We start from the raw sequence: 16924 nt of genomic DNA on the forward strand, positions 1-16924 counted from the left end.
CTACGACCTCCGACCTAAACTTTTTTCACACCGGCGCTGTAAAGTAGCGACTGTTACCGGGCTGAAGATAATTTGTGACTCAGTCACCACAATCGCCTTGGGATTATCATCCAGGTGAATTGTGCGCCGCTGCCAGTCAGAGAGCTCCATTAACTCCCGGGACAACGGTGACTCGGTAATCTCAACGGAAAAAATTCCTATTACCTGGTCATGATAGATTACTGTACCCCCACCTACATGTAATAACATTCTCAATCATCCTTCATCTGTATGTTGCCATTAGTCACAACAAAAACCCGTGCCGCTTTATACGCATCTATTGGTTCCGCGCTGGTTATAAAAGTCTGGGTTTTACTCTGTATATATGACAGCAATAAATCTTTGCGGGAATTATCCAACTCTGAAAACACGTCATCCAAAAGTAGAAGCGGATAACTTCCGGTTTGCCCGCGAAACAATTCTATTTCTGCTAATTTTATCGCTAAAACGGCAGTCCGCTGCTGCCCCTGGGAACCATAAGAACGGAGTTCAACTCCATTTATCATTATAACAAAGTCATCCCGATGCGGTCCCAAAAGTGTTTTTTTGTACTGGAGCTCGGACTTCCGGAGCGACTCAAACTCTGCAAGCGCTTGTTCTTTACTGAGCTCGGGCGCCAGTGAGGGTTTGTATATTATCTCCAAATTCTCTTTGTTATTGCTTAAAGTCCTGTGTCTCAGTCGCGTCAGGCTGTTCAGCCGGCTGAGAAACTGCTGCCGCTGAGCAGCGATTGGTGGATAAAGCTCAACTAGCTTTTCAGTAAGTACGTTTAATAAAATTTCATCTTTACAGCGAAAACGCAAGAGAGAATTTCTTTCTTTTAATACCTCTGCATAACGACTAAGTGTATGTTTATATTGTCTGCTCAGCTGGCCAATCTCGATATCAAGAAACCGACGTCTTACACCGGGCCCCTCCCGGACAAGATCCACATCTTGCGGCATAAAGAATACCGCGGTTACAGTTTCCCCCAGTTGGGCAATTTTTTCCATATTAACGCCGTCAACTTTATGAACCCGACGACCGTCTCGGGCTAAACCACTTTCTATACAAATGTCGCGTTCACTATCGCGGAGCATACCGCGGAGAAAAAAATATTTGCCCGACCAGTTTATCAGTTCATGGAGACGCGACGCCCTAGGCGCCTGACCAGTACAAACAAAGTACACTGCTTCCAATAGGTTGGTTTTTCCCTGGCCATTATCGCCTATTAGAAAATTCACATTGGGAGAAAATTGTAACCCTGCTTTGGTATAATTTCGCCAACCATCCAGGCTAAAGGTGTCTAAAAACATTTATCTTTTCACCAGCAAATACATTTTACCCCTAATCGATATAGAATCGCCGGGATAAAGTTTTTTCCCCCGTTGTACAGTTGGTTGATTATTGACCAAAACAGTGTTTGATTCCAAAAACGGCTTGACCTGGCCGCCAGTGGCAACCAAATCTGCATGTTTAAGGAACTGGCCCAGCGTAATAAACTCGGTTGTAATGGTTACTTTCATTGCAACAACTCCTGTTCATCAGGAAAGTCGGACAGGCAACACCAGGTGAATATAATTATGGTCATGAAGTGGGCGAATCAGACAGGGACTGAATTCGCCTGTTAAGTCGATGCTGACTTGTTGTGATTTTATGTTTTTAAGACTGTCCAAAAGCAACTTAACATTAAACCGGATATCAAGATCTTCGCCTGTTTTCTCTGTAGCGACTGTATCTTCCAAATTACCAATATCGGGACTCGATGCAGATATATTGAGCTCTTCTCCAACAGATAACTTAACCAGGTTATTTGCTCCCTCTCGGGCAACTACTTCTGCCCTCTCTAGAGCAGCAAGGAGTGGCTTCGCTTCAGTGACAACAGTAGTTTTAAAATCTGATGGAATGATTTGTTGATAAGGTGGATATTTTCCCTCCAGCAAACGTGAAGATAGTACAATCGAATCGACCATAAAGGTAATATCAGAATTTCCGATGTGAATCTTGAGGTCATTGCCTTCGTCATCAAGGATTCTTATAAGCTCCTGAACAACCTTGCCAGGAATTACTGCCTTTGTGGTTTCGGAGATCTCAACCTTGGCTTGACGGTAAGCAAGTCTGTGTCCATCGGTGGCGACAAGCTTGATTTTGTCGTTATCTACTTCCAGCAAAATACCGGTAAGGATTGGCCTGGTCTCTTCCCGGGCAATAGCCACTTCGGTTTGCATCAACATTTCTTTAAATAAACCTTCGTTGACAGCGAATTCTGTATTTGGGTCTGATGTTTCTGGCAGCTTTGGAAACTCTTCTGCTGAAAAACCAGTTATATTAAATTTAACTGCGCCACAGGCAATAGTTACCTGCATTGGGTTTTCATTATCTGAGAACAATCGGACATTTCCTTCCGGAAGACGACGGACAAATTCTGTAAGTAATTTAGCTGGCAGTACCACCGAACCCGGAGATCTTACCTCTATGTTAACCGTGCAGCGTAACCCTAGTTCTAAATCTGTTGCGCTAAGATAAAGCTGATCATCTTTACAGTCGAATAAAATTCCCTTTAGGGTCGGTAAAGGCGACTTGGCGGCCACTGCCCGCTGGACTATACCCAGGGCTGAAGAGAGCACACTTTTTTCACAGACAATATCCATTATTTTATCCCCCTTTTTAGGAATATTTTTTGGAAACCTCTAATATAATATAAGTTATTTGTAGTAGTACCAGTAATAAGGGTTGTGGATTTGTGAATTAGTTGTTGTCAGTTTGATTTGTGGAGTTTTTGCTTGGGAGTAAGCTGTTGATAAGTGGTAAAAGTTATCCACAATCGGTGATAGCTAGTTTTTGGTAGCGCGACACTTTGGTGTTTGTTTAAGGATGTGTACCTTTAAATCCTTCGGTGTAAAAAAGCACTAATTAAATAGGATAGCTTTGATTGCTTCTACTTCGCGACCCAATTGCCGTTGACTCTTCAAGTCAGAGCTTATTTTTTCGTGGGCATGGATCACGGTGGTATGGTCCCGCCCGCCGAACTCGTCCCCGATTTTTGGCAGTGATAAATCGGTTAACTCTCTGGACAAATACATGGCAATTTGTCGGGGATGGGAGAAGGCTTTTGTTCGTTTCTTTGCTTTTAAGTCTTCAATATTTAGGCTGTAATAACTAGCAACTACCCGCTGGATTTTTTCGATTGTCACTGGTTCATCCTTGCTGTCGGGGAATAAGTCCCGCAGGCATGCTTCTGCCAATTCTTCGGTAACAGGCTTTTTATTCATATTTGCGTAGGCCTTAATTCGGGTCAGGGCGCCCTCCAACTCACGAATGTTGGTCGTCACTTTGTTGGCAATCAACATAAAAACCTGATCCGGCATTTCGATATTTTCAAGCTCTGCCTTTTTGCGCAGAATTGCAGCTCGCGTCTCCAGATCTGGCGCCTGAATATCTGTTATCAATCCCCATTCGAACCTTGAGCGCAATCTGTCCTCTAAGGTGGGAATATCTTTGGGAGGCCGGTCGCTGGATATAATTATTTGTTTATTGTTTTCATGCAAGGCATTGAAGGTGTGGAAAAATTCTTCCTGGGTTTGTTCTTTGCCGGCCAGAAACTGTATGTCGTCTATAAGTAGCACATCGATGGTGCGGTATTTGTTTCGAAATTCAACAGTTTTATTGTCTCGGATGGAGTTAATAAAGTCATTTGTGAATTTCTCGGTTGAGAGATAAACTACCCGGGAAGCAGGAAAATGTTTGTAAACATAGTGACCAATCGCATTAATCAGATGAGTTTTGCCAAGTCCAACACCGCCATATATAAACAGAGGGTTATAGGCCTTTGCCGGCGCTTCGGCAACTGCTAAAGAAGCGGCATGGGCAAACCGGTTGCTATTCCCGATTACAAAGGTTTCAAAGGTATATTTGGGGTTTAGTTGGGCAGATATAACTTCATCTTTGGCGTTTGCGATTGATGGTGGATCGGGTGTGTAGTCTCCGGCAACGATGAACTTTGTTTGCAAGGAAGAGCCAGTGACTTGTTGCAGAGCGTTTCTAATCAACTGGGCATAGCGATTTTCCAGCCATTCTTTGACAAATTCGGTTGGGACAGAGACCACAAGGCAGTTGTCTTGTATTTCAATTGCTTCGGTGTCTTTAAGCCATGTTTCATAACTGGGACCACTGACTTTTTGTTGAATCAGGGTCAGCGTTTGTGTCCACATGTTTTGAATATCTTTCATTAGTAGTCCCCCTCCAAAAAAAATAGTAAGAAATAGAATAAAAAACTGTGGATAACCATATTACATTGATTTATCCACAGCGGCTGAGGATATCTGTCTGCAATTTTCCCCAAAAAAATGGATAATCCCTGTGTTTGCGAGGGGATATATCCACAAACTTATCAACAACCTGTTGATAAGTGGTCCTCAACGTAGGTAAAGGCCGGTCTTTTAGAATAGTTTAGCAAAATTATCCCCAAGTCGCAATATAGTAATCCACATATCCCCAAGCCAAACATGCTTATTTTTCTTGACGCTTCCTTCTCTATGGGCTATAATTTGCTTTAGCGTAAAATAAGGGGGTGGACCGTTTTGAAGAGGACATACCAACCCAAAGTAAGGCGTCGCAAAAAAAACCATGGATTTCGCAGTCGTATGGCTACCCCTGGTGGAAGGAATATTATCAAGCGCCGCCGCCGTAAAGGCAGAAAAAAATTATCTGCGTAAAAGGCCGCGTTTGTGGCCTTTTTGCGCCTTTTAAGGTTTATGCTAAAAAAAGAAAAGCGTCTGCTGAGTAATCGAGACTTCAGGCGGGTTTATGAGCAAGGCCGTTATGTTGTCAGCCGCTCCCTCGTTCTTTACTATTTGCCGACTGGCAATGAGTCACGGTTTGGGTTTGTGGTGAGTAAAAAGGTTGGCGGCGCCCACATTCGCAACCGCCACAAACGCTTGCTCCGGGAAGTTATCCGCTTGCTGTTAACCCGGTTTCCCCGGGGATATGATTTTGTTTTTGTTGCAAGGCCGAAAATAGTCGGGGACAATTTTGGGCAGATATCAACTGTCGTCCTGCGCCTTTTAAAAAAAGCAGGTTTGGAGAAGAACCAATGTTGAGCAACCTGATGGTGATCATCATCCGCTTATATCAGCGGGTTCTATCTCCGTTGCTGGGGGCGAGATGTCGGTTTGTTCCCACTTGTTCAGAATATGGCATCCAGGCCTATAATAAGTATGGATTTTTTAAGGGAACTTATCTCACCCTGCGCCGCATAATGCGCTGTCATCCTTTTCATCCGGGTGGATATGACCCTTTAGTATAACAAGGGGGAATATTTGTTGTGGAGTTTCTAAGAAATGTAGTTATGGAGTCCCTGGCATTTTTCTATAGCCTTACCAATGATTATGGATTGTCGATTATACTGCTTACCATCGCCGTCCGTTTGATAACTTTACCACTGTCCATGAAGCAGATTGCCTCAACCCGGGCAATGCAGGAAATTGCGCCCGAACGTAAAAAGCTTGAGGAAAAGTATAAGGACGACAAAGAAAAATTAAACAAAGCGACCATGGAACTTTATAAGGAAAAGAACATAAACCCGCTGGCGGGTTGTCTTCCTTTGCTGGTTCAGTTTCCGGTCCTAATTTCTGTGTTCCAGGTTCTGAGGGAGACTGAGCTGATGGCAGAGCGGATTGGCGAACACTTTAGTCCCGAGTTTATGGGGCTTTTGGACCTCAGCCAGACAGATCCCTATTTTATCATCCCTATTCTCGCTGGTCTGACTACCTATGTGCAAACCAAGCAAACTTCTGCCCAGCAGCCCCAACAAGGTGGTATGGGAATGATGACTATGTTGATGCCATTTATGATTGTGGCTTTTAGTATTGGACTGCCTGCCGGATTGCCTTTATACTGGCTGGTGGGTAACTTGTTCTCCATCGGACAGCATTATATTGTGGCGCAAGTAGGCGCCCGGGAAGGCGGTGGCACAGGCGCATGAGAGAGGTAACCGCTACTGGCAAATCTGTCCCTGAAGCTATAGAGACTGCTTTGGCTGAGCTCAAACTCAGCCGGGACCAGGTGGATATCGAGATTCTTGAGCTTCCCACCAAAGGTTTGTTGGGTATTTTGGCGGGGAAAGAGGCCAAGGTTCTTGTGAAAGAAGTGTTTAATCCAGCTGAGTTTGCTTGCCAATGGCTTGAGGAACTTATCGGACATATGGGCAGTCAAGTCCGGGTAGAGGCCGTCCAGGAAGAAGAAACTCTTTTTCTCAATGTCTATGGCAGGGATTTAGGGGCCCTTATTGGCAGACATGGACAAACTCTGGATGCACTACAATACTTGACCACCCTAGCCGTTAATAAACGGGCAGGCAAGTTCGTGCCCCTGATTGTCGACGTGGGCGAGTATCGCAAGAAGCGTGAGGAGTCTTTGGCCAGGCTGGCGGAACAGTCTGCTCGCAAAGTTAAAAAAACCGGGCAAAAGGTTACGCTCAATCCGATGAATGCAGCTGACCGGCGCATCATTCACATGACATTGAGTAATGATAATGCGGTGAATACTTACAGCGTTGACGATGAACCCAGGCGAAAAGTTGTTATAGAAAAGAAATAATCTCAGACCGGCCCGGGGCCGGTCTGTTTTATAAGAGGGAGGATTGGGTTTCGATGTATGCCCAGGAAAATATCACGGCGATTGCAACGCCTCCGGGAACAGGCGGGGTTGGTATAATTAGAGTCAGCGGACCGACTGCGTATACCGAGGCCTTGAAACTGGTTGCAGGCAGCAGTAAAACTTCCCGGCCCGGCCAAATGCGTTATGCTAAATTTGTCGGCGCCGACGGCAAACTTGTAGACAGCGGTTACTATGTTTATTTTCGCGGCCCGGCCAGTTTTACCGGCGAAGATATCGTTGAATTTCATTGTCATGGCGGCATGACGATTTTAACAACTCTATTGCGGGAGCTGTTAGCTCTGGATATTCGACCTGCGCGTCCGGGAGAATTTAGTCAGCGCGCCTTTCTAAACGGAAAAATCGATTTGGTGCAGGCCGAAGCAATAATGGACATGATTCATGCCGATTCCCAAAAGGCCCTTAGAATTGCCCTTAGCCAGCATCAGGGAAAGCTTTCAACTAAGATTGACACTCTGCGTTCCCAGGTGACCGAGGTTCTGGCTCGGCTGGAAGTGTCCATGGATTATCCCGATATTGATATGGAAGCGGAAGATTGGCGGCAGACCAAGATAGTTTTGGAGTCTGTGGGGCAGCAGTTGGAATCCCTGGCAGGTTCTTATACTGAAGGTCGTCTGTACAGAGAAGGAGTAACAACAGCAATACTGGGCAAACCAAATGTAGGCAAATCTTCATTACTTAACTTGCTTGCCGGTGAAGAGCGAGCGATTGTTACAGATATACCAGGGACAACCCGGGACGTTCTGGAAATTCCCGTCAACGTGCATGGAATTCCCTTGCGCTTGTTGGATACCGCAGGCATTCGGGAAACGAGGGATGTTGTCGAACAGATCGGCGTTACCCGTGCCAGGGAAGCTGCCCAACAAGCTGATTTGGTCTTGTTAATGTTTGATCTATCTCGGCCTGCCGATTCAGATGATAGAAGTTTATTGGATCTCGCTGGGGAAAACTCAATAATAATTTTGAATAAATCAGATTTGGCGCGTTCGTTTGAGCTGCCAGACCTTACAAACCCAGCGGTGGAGATATCCGTTGAAAAGGGAGAAGGAATTGAAACATTAAAGCGTCAAATTTATGAGCTCTTTGTGCGCACCGGGACAACAGACCAGAATTTATTGACCAATGAGCGACATTTTCAATGTATTAGACAGGCCCAAAGTTCGCTGAATCGGTGTTTGAACGGGTGGGAAATAAACTCAATGGATATACTGGCTCTTGATCTTCGTGAATGTTGGGAAGCGCTGGGAGAGGTTATTGGTCGCGTGTGGACGGGAGATCTTCTAGATTGCATTTTCGGACAGTTTTGTCTGGGCAAGTAGGTGAGCTTATGAAATATACTGATCAATATGATGTGGTGGTTGTTGGCGCAGGCCATGCCGGTTGCGAGGCCGCTCTGGCTGCAGCGCGGATGGGCTGTCGCACTTTGTTATTGACGATGAATCTGGACAGCATTGCACTAATGCCGTGTAATCCGGCAATCGGTGGACCGGCCAAAGCCCATTTGGTCAGAGAAATTGATGCCCTGGGCGGGGAAATGGGACGAAATATCAACGAGTCATTGATCCAGATTCGGTTGCTTAATACCAACAAGGGTGCAGCTGTTCATTCCCTTCGGGCCCAAGCAGACAAAATAGCCTATCAGCAGCAGATGAAATATGTCTTGGAAACACAGGATAATTTGGATTTGCAGCAAACAATTGTGACTAACATTTTAGGAGGTCAATCTGTAACAGGAGTTGAAACCAATACAGGCGCCCGTTATCGATGTAAATCACTGGTAGTTACCACGGGCACATATATGGCGTCAAAAATTATTATAGGCAAGACATCCTGGGAGGGAGGGCCAAATGCCCAGGCCGGGCCGCCTGGACTTTCTCAGTCTTTGCGGAATATGGGGTTCCAGCTGGTGCGGTTTAAAACAGGCACTCCTCCCCGGGTCGATGGAAGCACCCTTGATTTTGAGCGGATGGAGCGCCAGCCCGGTGATCGGGAGGGAAATCTAAGTTTTTCAGTCTTTTCTAAACCAACGCGAGTCTCCAGTGTCGATTGCTGGTTGACCCATACAACACCGGAGACCCATAAAATTATTCGGGACAATCTGCACAGGGCACCATTGTTTACCGGCGAAATTGAAGGTGTCGGCCCCCGGTATTGTCCATCAATTGAAGATAAAATTGTGCGTTTCGCAGATAAAAACCGGCATCAGTTATTTTTGGAGCCCGAGGGGTTGAAAACAAACGAGTATTATGTCCAGGGTATGTCCACAAGTCTGCCGGAAGATGTACAATTGGCATTTTTGCGTACGATTCCAGGGCTGGAAAACGTGAAGATTATGCGCCCCGGCTATGCAATCGAATACGATGTTGTGGTTCCCACCCAACTCCAATTGACCCTGGAAAGCCGCGCTTGCCCGGGATTGTTCTGTGCGGGTCAGATAAATGGGACATCCGGATATGAGGAGGCAGCAGCACAGGGCCTCATGGCAGGAATTAATTCAGCATGCAGGGTATTGGGCAGAGAACCTCTGGTACTAAGCCGTTCTGAAGCCTATATCGGAGTGCTGATTGATGATTTAACTGTCAAAGGAACAAACGAGCCATACAGAATGTTGACGTCCCGGGCCGAGTTCCGTTTGCTGCTGCGACATGACAATGCCGACAGCCGACTCACCCCATTAGGCCACAAATTAGGCTTGGTTTCTGACCAGCAGTTTCTTGAGTTCCAAAACAGGCGCCAGGCAGTTGAACAGGTAAAAGATTTGTTGGCTTCGACCCGGGTCAATCCTTCGCAAGTTGATTCAATGTTGGAGGCTAAAGGCAGTGCGCCTTTAAAAAAAGCGCTTACCCTTTCTGAGTTATTGCGTAGACCCGAACTTGGGTTGGATGATCTTCTGACGCTGCTTCCAGCTGCACCAACTTTGGATAGGGAACAGATGTTCCGGGTAGAGACAGAAATTAAGTATCAGGGGTATATTGATAAGCAGCAACAGCAAGTGCGCCGCCTGCAGCGCATGGAAGCGGTCTCTATCCCGGCGGATTTGGATTATGCTCTTGTTCCTGGTCTTTCCAGCGAGGGACGTGAAAAACTAATTGACAGCAAACCAAAGACGCTTGGGCAAGCTGCCCGAATCTCCGGAGTCACACCTGCAGATATAAGCCTGCTCAGTGTTTATTTACAGCATAAGCGGGGTGCCAATAGTGAAAACAAAGCTTAAGGAAGTTTTAGAGGCCCAACAAGTGTTTTGTCCACCCCGGACCATCGAACAATTTGTCCACTACTATACTTTTTTAGTAAATTGGAATCGTCATACCAATTTAACCGCCCTCACAGATTTTGAAGATTACGCGGTTAAGCATGTGCTGGATTCTTTGTTGCCAACTCGGTTCTTTTCTGCGGAGAATATGTCTCTCGCAGATGTTGGCAGCGGAGCTGGATTCCCGGGCATTCCACTCAAGTTGTATTGTCCCTCCGTCGACCTTAGCCTGTTGGACGCAGCAGCCAAACGCGTTCGTTTTCTCGAAGCTTGTTGTCAACATTTGAATGTTAAGGCAGAGATTTTGCAAATTCGGGCCGAGGATGCGGGTAGAGGAAATTTGCGGGAAAGATTTGACCGGGTCTGCGCCCGGGCCGTAGCTTCATTACCTGTGCTTGTGGAGTATTGTCTGCCTTTAGTGCGTCCCGGGGGACAGTTTGTGGCGCTTAAAGGGCCACGGGCTTCTGATGAACTTGATTTCGCGCAGGGTGCTATCGTCAAGCTGGGTGGGGAGATTGGCGCGGTTCATGAATATGAACTAATGGGAACTGAGCGACGCACAATTATTATCATTAATAAAACCCAGGCCACTCCTGAGAAATATCCACGAAAACCAGGGATTCCTGGCAAAAAACCTCTGCGCTGAGTTGCAGAGGTTTTTGTATCTCGGGAAATGTGCAGGAAATATTTGCGTTAATGGCGAAGTATCAACTATCCTGTAATGGAGAGTGATTAATTTATGAAAGACAATATTAACCGCTTGGTTACCGGTCTTACCGGAGGCGAAGATGAGATAAAGGAAGTCAAGAGCTCTCTTATCAAACCAAACCCATTTCAACCCCGGCAGGAGTTTAAGCAGGAGCAGCTGGAGGAGCTTGCCCAGTCAATTAAAACATATGGTCTTTTGCAACCGATAATCGTTCGCCCTGCCAGGGACGGCTACCAATTGGTTGCCGGCGAACGCCGATGGCGAGCATGTACGATGTTGGGTTGGGATCGCATCCCCGCAGTGATTAAGGAGTTAAATGACTCGGCCATGGCTGCGATTGCTTTAATCGAGAACCTGCAAAGGGAAAATCTCGATTACTTTGAAGAAGCTGTAGGCTATCATCGTCTGTTGGCTGAGTTCGGCTTAACCCAGGAAGTATTGGCCCAGAGAATAGGCAAGAGTCAGTCAACTATCGCCAACAAAATGCGCCTGCTAAAACTGGCTCCGGAAATTCGCTCAGCGTTGGTTGATGCCCAACTTTCTGAACGTCATGCCCGGGCGTTGTTGAAATTGCCCGACGACGAAAGCAGGGAAAAGGTGCTGAACAAAATCATAAAAATGGGCTTAAATGTCCGGCAAACGGAGAATTTGATTGAAGCTCTGAATCAGGATGACACCCTTGACGATGACAAGGCCGGGACAGATAAGTTTATAGTTAAAGATTATCGAATCTTACTTAACACAATTCGCCAGGCAGTTGCGACCATTGAGCAAACTGGGTTAAGCCCAATAATGGAGCAAAACGAACACCCGGATTATTTCGAGGTAACCATTCGCCTGCCCAAACGCGCGTAATCAAGAAAGAGAGGTTAGACAATGGGAAAAGTTATAGCTGTCACAAACCAAAAAGGGGGAGTGGGTAAAACCACCACCACCATTAATCTGGGCGCTTGTTTGGCCGAGCGGGGTAAAAATGTATTGTTGTTGGATATCGACCCCCAGGGTAATACCACCAGCGGGCTGGGGGTGCGCAAGCCGGCAGTAAAGCGTTGTATTTACGATGTAATAGTGTCGGGGTTTCCTTTGGATGCAATCATTCTCCCCACTGAAGTTGAGCGTCTTTCATTGGCACCGGCATCGATACAGCTGGCGGGCGCAGAAATCGAGCTAGTCCCGTCGATGTCCCGGGAGGAAAAGCTGCGTCAACGCATGGAAAATGTCCGGGAGGAATATGATTATGTGCTAATTGACTGTCCTCCTTCCTTGGGATTGCTTACTGTCAACGCTTTGACCGCGGCCAACTCGGTTTTGGTCCCGATCCAATGTGAATACTATGCTTTGGAAGGGCTTAGCCAGTTGGTGAATACTATAAAACTGGTGCAGCGTCATTTGAATAAAGCCCTCAAAATGGAGGGCGCTCTTCTAACCATGTATGACCCCAGGACTAACCTGGCGGCTCAGGTGGTTTCGGAGGTTAAAGCGTACTTTGGCAACCAGGTGTACGATACTATAATTCCCCGGAATGTTCGCCTCAGTGAGGCGCCCAGCCATGGCAAAACCATCATTGACTATGACCCCCGGTCCAAAGGGGCAGAAGTTTATAAACAATTGGCGGACGAGGTGCTTCGTCGTGGGTAAGCGTGGCTTGGGGCGCGGATTAAACGCCCTCATTCCAGACGCTGAAGTTGAGAAGGAGCCTGTGGCGCTACCAATTGCCCAGATTGAGCCTAACCCCTTTCAGCCCAGACGTCATTTTGACCAACAAGCCCTCGCAGAATTAGCCCAATCGATAGCTGAACATGGCCTGTTGCAACCAATCGTGGTGCGGTCGGCCCCGGGCGGCTATCAGTTGGTTGCCGGCGAGCGGCGGCTGCGGGCAACCAAATTGGCGGGCAAGGCGGAGATTCAGGCAATTATCCTTGAGCTCAGTGATCGTCAGCTGGCGGAGCTTGCCTTAATAGAAAATTTGCAGAGGGAGGACTTAAATCCGCTGGAAGAGGCTCAGGCCTATAGGCGCTTGATTGACGAATTTAACCTTACCCAAGAAACCCTTGCGCATCGTTTGGGGAAAAGCCGTTCTGCAATCGCCAACACGCTACGGCTTTTAAACCTGGCCCCTGAAGTTCAGGAAATGTTGGCCCGGGGAGAGCTAACTGCCGGCCATGCCCGCACGTTGTTGACACTTCCAGCTCAGGAGCAGGTTGCTGCCGCCGGCACCATTGCTGATTCAGGCATGACTGTTCGGGCTGCGGAAAAAAAACGCGGGCAAACCAAAAAGAGGCCCAGGCCGCGTTTGGATCCCAACCTTACAGCTGTTCAGGAGCAACTCATGGAGTATCTCGGCACAAAGGTTGAGGTTGAGCATTCTCAAAACGGGGGAAAGATAGTAATAGAGTTCTACTCTCAAGCCGATGCCCAACGGGTCCTGACGAAAATCGTTGAGTAAATGTTTCACGTGAAACATGGCTGGGCCTGTTTCACGTGAAACATTTTTGGAGGTGTTTTTGTTGATATATTTGGATAATGCGGCCACATCCTGGCCAAAGCCGGAACAGGTCTATGTCGCTGCGGACAAAGCCCTGCGGGCAGCGGCAAATCCTGGACGCGGAGGCCATGCTTTAAGCAGGGAGGCGGCGCATATGGTGCTTTCGGCCCGGGAGCAGGTGGCCGTTTTTTTTGGCGTGGATGATTCCCGGCAGATAGTGTTTACCGGGGGCGCCACAGACAGTTTGAACATGGTTATTCATGGTTTGGCGAAAGCCTGCCGACGGATTATGGTCACCGGGTTTGAGCATAATTCTGTCTGGCGTCCTTTGTCGGCCCTTAGTGAAAATCTGGATATAGCGATTGATTACCGGGACTGCATGACTGCCTGTGGTTTTGATTGGCAAGAATATAAGTCCGGGTTGGCATTAAAGCCAGATTTATTAATCATTACCCACGGGTCCAATATAACAGGGGATGTTTGGCCGTTGGCAGAAATGACTGCCATGGCCAAGGCGGCGGGTGCGCTTGTGTGTGCCGATGTGGCTCAGACTGCCGGGCATCTGAGCCTGGATTTTCCCCAGCTGGGTTTGGATTTTGCCGCATTTCCGGGCCATAAAGGTCTGCTTGGTCCTCCCGGAATCGGCGGTCTCTATATCCGGGAAGAGCAGTCGCTTCAACCCGTGCGTATGGGAGGGACCGGTAGCTCGTCGGCCAGCCCCCGTCAGCCGGAGCGGCTGCCAGAACGGTTGGAGAGCGGGACTCTGAACCTGTCGGGAATAGCAGGGCTGGCTGCTGGAATCAAATTCTTGCAAGACCAGGGCTTAGACGCTGTTGCCAAGCATAAACGCGTTCTTCTTGAACAAGTGCGTCAGGGGCTGGATATGCTTGGGGCAACGGTCTATGGCGCCGGGTTTAACGAAGCAGGGGCCCTAGCCTTTAATATTGGCAAACTTGATTCTGCTGAATTGGCATTTATGCTGGATGAAGTTTATGGGATTGCTGTTCGCGGCGGTCTGCATTGCAGCCCGCGCGGTCATATGAGCTTAGGGACTTTGGAGCAGGGCGCTGTAAGAATCAGTCCTGGATTTTTTAATACATCGGAAGATATAGAACGTTTTTTGGGCGCTGTAGCGGCGCTTACCAGGCAGTATAAGAGGTGAATTGATTGCAGGGGACGATAATTAACAGTGTGGCAATAATACTCGGAGGTCTACTGGGGTGGTTGGCCGGTGGTCTTTTTGGCAGCAGGCTGCGGGAAACTCTGTTGGCGGTGCTGGGCTTGGTGGTGTTGATATTGGGGGTTGAAATGTCCCTTCAATGGCACGACCCACTTATGGTAATCATCGCAGTAGTATTGGGCGCTGTCATCGGTGAAAGACTAGGGATTGAGCGCTGGTTGGAAGGTGTTGGCGAAAACATCCAACGGCGTCTAGGGGCCATGGTGCGGGGAAACCTGGCGCAGGGCTTCGTTTTTGCATCCCTTATCTATTGTGTGGGGCCGATGGCTGTACTGGGAGCACTTCAAAGTGGAGTGGATGGGGAGCATCAGATTTTAATTGCAAAGGCGGCGATTGACGGCTTGACGGCAATCGCATTTGCTTCCACATTGGGTTTAGGCGTGATGTTTTCCAGTTTATCTGTCTTGTTGTACCAAGGTGCATTGACATTGTTATCCCAGGGATTGGCCGGATTTTTGGCGACCATGGACGCGGCGGTGCCGCAGCTAACAGCAACTGGCGGGATATTAATTCTTGGGATTGGTTTAAAGATCTTGGATATAAAACAAATTCGAGTGGCAAATGTCTTGCCCGCGTTACCAATTATAATTTTATTAACGTATTTTCAATCTGTTTGGTGAGGTGAAAAAAATGGATACGCCAAAATTAATTGTGGACAGGGAGAAACTGCAGCACAATATTGAAGCGATGCAGGATTTCGCCCGCCAACAAGGGATAAATTTGCGTCCCCATATAAAAGCCCATAAGACCGCTGAAATTGCCCGTTTACAGGTTGAGGCTGGGGCCAATGGAATCACGGTGGCCAAGTTGGGCGAGGCAGAGGGAATGCTTGCGGAGGGCTTTAATGATATTCTTGTTGCCTATCCCTTGATTGGAGCAGAGAAAATAGAGCGCGTTCGCGCATTGCTGGACTCTGGCTGTCACTTGACGCTGATGATTGATTCGCGGGCTGGAGCTACGGCCTTGAATGACCTGCGGTGGCCTGACGGCATTGACGTGTTGGTGAAGGTGAATACCGGTTTAAATCGATGCGGGCTGGAGCCGGGGCCAAAATTAGTTGATTTTGTCAGTTGGGTGCATGGGTTGTCAAACCTCCGGTTCCGCGGGATTATGACCCATGCCGGCCATGCGTACGGCGCCAAAAGCTGGGGTGAGGTTCAGGAGATTGCCCTTAGTGAAGGTGAACAAATGGTTGCGGCAGCTGCTGAAATCCGTGACCGGGGGATTCCGGTGGAAGTTGTCAGTGTTGGCGCCACTCCTACCGTAATGGTGGCTGGCGCTGTGCCGGGTGTAACAGAAATTAGACCCGGGAACTATGTTTTTTATGATGCTACCCAAGTGATGTTGGGGGTTGTAAAGCCCGAACGGTGCAGCTTGAAAGTGGTTACCACAGTTGTCAGCCGTCCGGCACCCGATAGAGCGATTGTTGATGCGGGCGCAAAAACATTGGCCCTAGACCGGGGCGCCCATGGCAGTAGTGGCCTCTCGGGCCATGGACTGCTTTCAGACCCCGGCTGGCGCCTGACGCGTTTATCGGAAGAACATGGTGTGATTGAAGGGGATAACCTGCCAGCGGCGGGAAGCGTGATCGAAATAATTCCCAACCACGCGTGTCCGGTTGTCAACCTGGCCGACCGCCTGGAATTGAGCACAGGAGCCCAATGGCCGGTAACAGTTCGGGGCAGGACTAGTTAGTCCCGTTTGCGGTTACACTAAGATTGGGAGGTGATGCTGTGAGGCGGGAGGAACGCACGTTCCCGATGTTTCCCCATGTGCGGCAGGCTTTTGGCATGGATATAAATCAGCAGGAGCATTGTCTGATAACAGGGCTTGATCGCTGCGACGCATTGTGGCCAAGCGTTATTTCTGGAGAGTGGTCCAATAATTGGGTGCAGGAAGGTAATGAAGATTAGCAAGAAGTCCGCCGGCAAATTGGCGGACTTTTTTCCCGTTTTGCAGGACTTTGCTATTTGGTGGCGAATATGTTTTTAGTTACACCTTATTTACTTTTTGCTACAATGGACAGGAACGCCCGAGCGAAAGGAAGCTGAAAATGGAATTTATTGTTCATTATGCTGTGGAAATCATCGCTATTTTGATGGCAGCGATGTTTGTATATTTTTCAATTCGAGTTTCTCTACTAAATCGCCGTTTAAAGGCATATAAAAATTTGACTAAATTATTGAAAGGAGGTCATCTAGAGGAACATATCAATGATTTGCATCGAAAAGTTGAGGAGCAGGGCAGTTTTTCGCAGCAATTGGCTGGCCAAATACAATCTATTCGCACAGACATAGCCGGCCATCCTCACAACCTGCATTTGGTGCGCTTTAACGCTTTTGGCAATACTGGCAGTGATTTGAGTTTTTCGCTGGCGTTGGTCGATGATGCAGGTGATGGTGTTGTCCTAAGCAGTATTTACGGCAGGGAAGAGTCACGGATTTTTGCCAAACCTCTGCGCGCAGGAAAATCTGAATACAGCCTGTCTGAAGAAGAAAAGCACGCTGTTAAAATGGCGTTGAACTCACGCAATTAACTATCTTT

General features: G+C 47.9%; 21 protein-coding genes. 16 read left to right on the forward strand and 5 right to left on the reverse strand.

Annotated features, from left to right (window positions below):
- The 5 genes from FH749_00135 to dnaA form a co-directional block, all read right to left on the reverse strand.
- Positions 1 to 249, reverse strand: coding sequence for a DUF370 domain-containing protein (locus FH749_00135; protein MTI93888.1), 249 nt, complete (start codon positions 247 to 249; stop codon positions 1 to 3).
- 2 nt (positions 250 to 251) lie between these two features.
- Positions 252 to 1334 carry a DNA replication/repair protein RecF gene (gene recF / locus FH749_00140; protein ID MTI93889.1) on the reverse strand — a complete coding sequence of 361 codons (1083 nt, stop codon included), beginning with the start codon at positions 1332 to 1334 and terminating at the stop codon, positions 252 to 254.
- On the reverse strand, positions 1335 to 1544 hold the full coding sequence (gene yaaA, locus FH749_00145; protein ID MTI93890.1) for a S4 domain-containing protein YaaA: 210 nt from the start codon (positions 1542 to 1544) through the stop codon (positions 1335 to 1337).
- Positions 1545 to 1562: 18 nt separating this feature from the next.
- Complete coding sequence (gene dnaN, locus FH749_00150) at positions 1563 to 2669, reverse strand: DNA polymerase III subunit beta (protein MTI93891.1); 1107 nt, start codon at positions 2667 to 2669, stop codon at positions 1563 to 1565.
- 258 nt (positions 2670 to 2927) lie between these two features.
- Positions 2928 to 4247, reverse strand: coding sequence for a chromosomal replication initiator protein DnaA (dnaA, locus tag FH749_00155; GenBank protein ID MTI93892.1), 1320 nt, complete (start codon positions 4245 to 4247; stop codon positions 2928 to 2930).
- Between the two features lie 351 nt (positions 4248 to 4598).
- Between dnaA and FH749_00160 the strand changes: the two genes are divergently transcribed.
- From FH749_00160 to FH749_00235, 16 genes are all read left to right on the forward strand, one after another.
- On the forward strand, positions 4599 to 4733 hold the full coding sequence (locus FH749_00160) for a 50S ribosomal protein L34 (GenBank protein ID MTI93893.1): 135 nt from the start codon (positions 4599 to 4601) through the stop codon (positions 4731 to 4733).
- A 12-nt stretch (positions 4734 to 4745) separates the two neighbouring features.
- Positions 4746 to 5117, forward strand: coding sequence for a ribonuclease P protein component (gene rnpA, locus FH749_00165; protein ID MTI93894.1), 372 nt, complete (start codon positions 4746 to 4748; stop codon positions 5115 to 5117).
- Complete coding sequence (gene yidD, locus FH749_00170; protein MTI93895.1) at positions 5111 to 5323, forward strand: membrane protein insertion efficiency factor YidD; 213 nt, start codon at positions 5111 to 5113, stop codon at positions 5321 to 5323. Before rnpA ends, yidD begins: the two co-directional genes overlap by 7 nt.
- A gap of 42 nt (positions 5324 to 5365) precedes the next feature.
- Positions 5366 to 6001 carry a membrane protein insertase YidC gene (locus tag FH749_00175; GenBank protein MTI93896.1) on the forward strand — a complete coding sequence of 212 codons (636 nt, stop codon included), beginning with the start codon at positions 5366 to 5368 and terminating at the stop codon, positions 5999 to 6001.
- Entirely contained in the window at positions 5998 to 6615 is a 618-nt protein-coding gene (locus FH749_00180) for a protein jag (protein ID MTI93897.1), read from the forward strand. Before FH749_00175 ends, FH749_00180 begins: the two co-directional genes overlap by 4 nt.
- Positions 6616 to 6668: 53 nt before the next feature.
- Positions 6669 to 8012, forward strand: coding sequence for a tRNA uridine-5-carboxymethylaminomethyl(34) synthesis GTPase MnmE (gene mnmE / locus FH749_00185; protein MTI93898.1), 1344 nt, complete (start codon positions 6669 to 6671; stop codon positions 8010 to 8012).
- 8 nt (positions 8013 to 8020) lie between these two features.
- Positions 8021 to 9907 carry a tRNA uridine-5-carboxymethylaminomethyl(34) synthesis enzyme MnmG gene (gene mnmG, locus FH749_00190; GenBank protein ID MTI93899.1) on the forward strand — a complete coding sequence of 629 codons (1887 nt, stop codon included), beginning with the start codon at positions 8021 to 8023 and terminating at the stop codon, positions 9905 to 9907.
- Complete coding sequence (gene rsmG, locus FH749_00195; protein MTI93900.1) at positions 9888 to 10592, forward strand: 16S rRNA (guanine(527)-N(7))-methyltransferase RsmG; 705 nt, start codon at positions 9888 to 9890, stop codon at positions 10590 to 10592. The genes mnmG and rsmG overlap by 20 nt, the downstream gene beginning before the upstream one ends.
- A 93-nt stretch (positions 10593 to 10685) precedes the next feature.
- Positions 10686 to 11510: a nucleoid occlusion protein gene (gene noc / locus FH749_00200; protein ID MTI93901.1), complete on the forward strand. Its 825-nt coding sequence runs from the start codon at positions 10686 to 10688 to the stop codon at positions 11508 to 11510.
- A gap of 21 nt (positions 11511 to 11531) precedes the next feature.
- Positions 11532 to 12293 carry a ParA family protein gene (locus FH749_00205; protein MTI93902.1) on the forward strand — a complete coding sequence of 254 codons (762 nt, stop codon included), beginning with the start codon at positions 11532 to 11534 and terminating at the stop codon, positions 12291 to 12293.
- Complete coding sequence (locus tag FH749_00210) at positions 12226 to 13101, forward strand: ParB/RepB/Spo0J family partition protein (GenBank protein ID MTI93903.1); 876 nt, start codon at positions 12226 to 12228, stop codon at positions 13099 to 13101. Before FH749_00205 ends, FH749_00210 begins: the two co-directional genes overlap by 68 nt.
- A gap of 16 nt (positions 13102 to 13117) precedes the next feature.
- The gene (locus tag FH749_00215) at positions 13118 to 14302 is read left to right on the forward strand and encodes an aminotransferase class V-fold PLP-dependent enzyme (GenBank protein MTI93904.1); all 1185 of its coding nucleotides are present in this window, start codon (positions 13118 to 13120) and stop codon (positions 14300 to 14302) included.
- A gap of 5 nt (positions 14303 to 14307) precedes the next feature.
- Positions 14308 to 15000 (forward strand): DUF554 domain-containing protein, encoded by a 693-nt coding sequence (locus tag FH749_00220; protein MTI93905.1) that lies wholly within the window; start codon positions 14308 to 14310, stop codon positions 14998 to 15000.
- A 10-nt stretch (positions 15001 to 15010) separates the two neighbouring features.
- Positions 15011 to 16075, forward strand: coding sequence for a hypothetical protein (locus FH749_00225; GenBank protein MTI93906.1), 1065 nt, complete (start codon positions 15011 to 15013; stop codon positions 16073 to 16075).
- A 38-nt stretch (positions 16076 to 16113) separates the two neighbouring features.
- The gene (locus FH749_00230; protein MTI93907.1) at positions 16114 to 16293 is read left to right on the forward strand and encodes a hypothetical protein; all 180 of its coding nucleotides are present in this window, start codon (positions 16114 to 16116) and stop codon (positions 16291 to 16293) included.
- A gap of 140 nt (positions 16294 to 16433) precedes the next feature.
- Complete coding sequence (locus tag FH749_00235) at positions 16434 to 16916, forward strand: DUF4446 family protein (GenBank protein MTI93908.1); 483 nt, start codon at positions 16434 to 16436, stop codon at positions 16914 to 16916.
- Positions 16917 to 16924: the final 8 nt, after the last annotated feature.

The sequence above is a fragment of the Bacillota bacterium genome, from assembly GCA_009711825.1.
GTDB lineage: Bacteria > Bacillota > Proteinivoracia > UBA4975 > VEMY01 > VEMY01.

Bases quoted from the DNA above. Each gene is read 5' to 3' on its own strand.
- FH749_00135 (MTI93888.1), bottom strand. From the start codon at position 249: ATGTTATTACATGTAGGTGGGGGTACAGTAATCTATCATGACCAGGTA.
- recF (MTI93889.1), bottom strand. From the start codon at position 1,334: ATGTTTTTAGACACCTTTAGCCTGGATGGTTGGCGAAATTATACCAAA.
- yaaA (MTI93890.1), bottom strand. From the start codon at position 1,544: ATGAAAGTAACCATTACAACCGAGTTTATTACGCTGGGCCAGTTCCTT.
- dnaN (MTI93891.1), bottom strand. From the start codon at position 2,669: ATGGATATTGTCTGTGAAAAAAGTGTGCTCTCTTCAGCCCTGGGTATA.
- dnaA (MTI93892.1), bottom strand. From the start codon at position 4,247: ATGAAAGATATTCAAAACATGTGGACACAAACGCTGACCCTGATTCAA.
- yidD (MTI93895.1), top strand. From the start codon at position 5,111: ATGTTGAGCAACCTGATGGTGATCATCATCCGCTTATATCAGCGGGTT.
- FH749_00175 (MTI93896.1), top strand. From the start codon at position 5,366: ATGGAGTCCCTGGCATTTTTCTATAGCCTTACCAATGATTATGGATTG.
- FH749_00180 (MTI93897.1), top strand. From the start codon at position 5,998: ATGAGAGAGGTAACCGCTACTGGCAAATCTGTCCCTGAAGCTATAGAG.
- mnmE (MTI93898.1), top strand. From the start codon at position 6,669: ATGTATGCCCAGGAAAATATCACGGCGATTGCAACGCCTCCGGGAACA.
- mnmG (MTI93899.1), top strand. From the start codon at position 8,021: ATGAAATATACTGATCAATATGATGTGGTGGTTGTTGGCGCAGGCCAT.
- noc (MTI93901.1), top strand. From the start codon at position 10,686: ATGAAAGACAATATTAACCGCTTGGTTACCGGTCTTACCGGAGGCGAA.
- FH749_00205 (MTI93902.1), top strand. From the start codon at position 11,532: ATGGGAAAAGTTATAGCTGTCACAAACCAAAAAGGGGGAGTGGGTAAA.
- FH749_00210 (MTI93903.1), top strand. From the start codon at position 12,226: ATGACCCCCGGTCCAAAGGGGCAGAAGTTTATAAACAATTGGCGGACG.
- FH749_00215 (MTI93904.1), top strand. From the start codon at position 13,118: ATGGCTGGGCCTGTTTCACGTGAAACATTTTTGGAGGTGTTTTTGTTG.
- FH749_00225 (MTI93906.1), top strand. From the start codon at position 15,011: ATGGATACGCCAAAATTAATTGTGGACAGGGAGAAACTGCAGCACAAT.
- FH749_00235 (MTI93908.1), top strand. From the start codon at position 16,434: ATGGAATTTATTGTTCATTATGCTGTGGAAATCATCGCTATTTTGATG.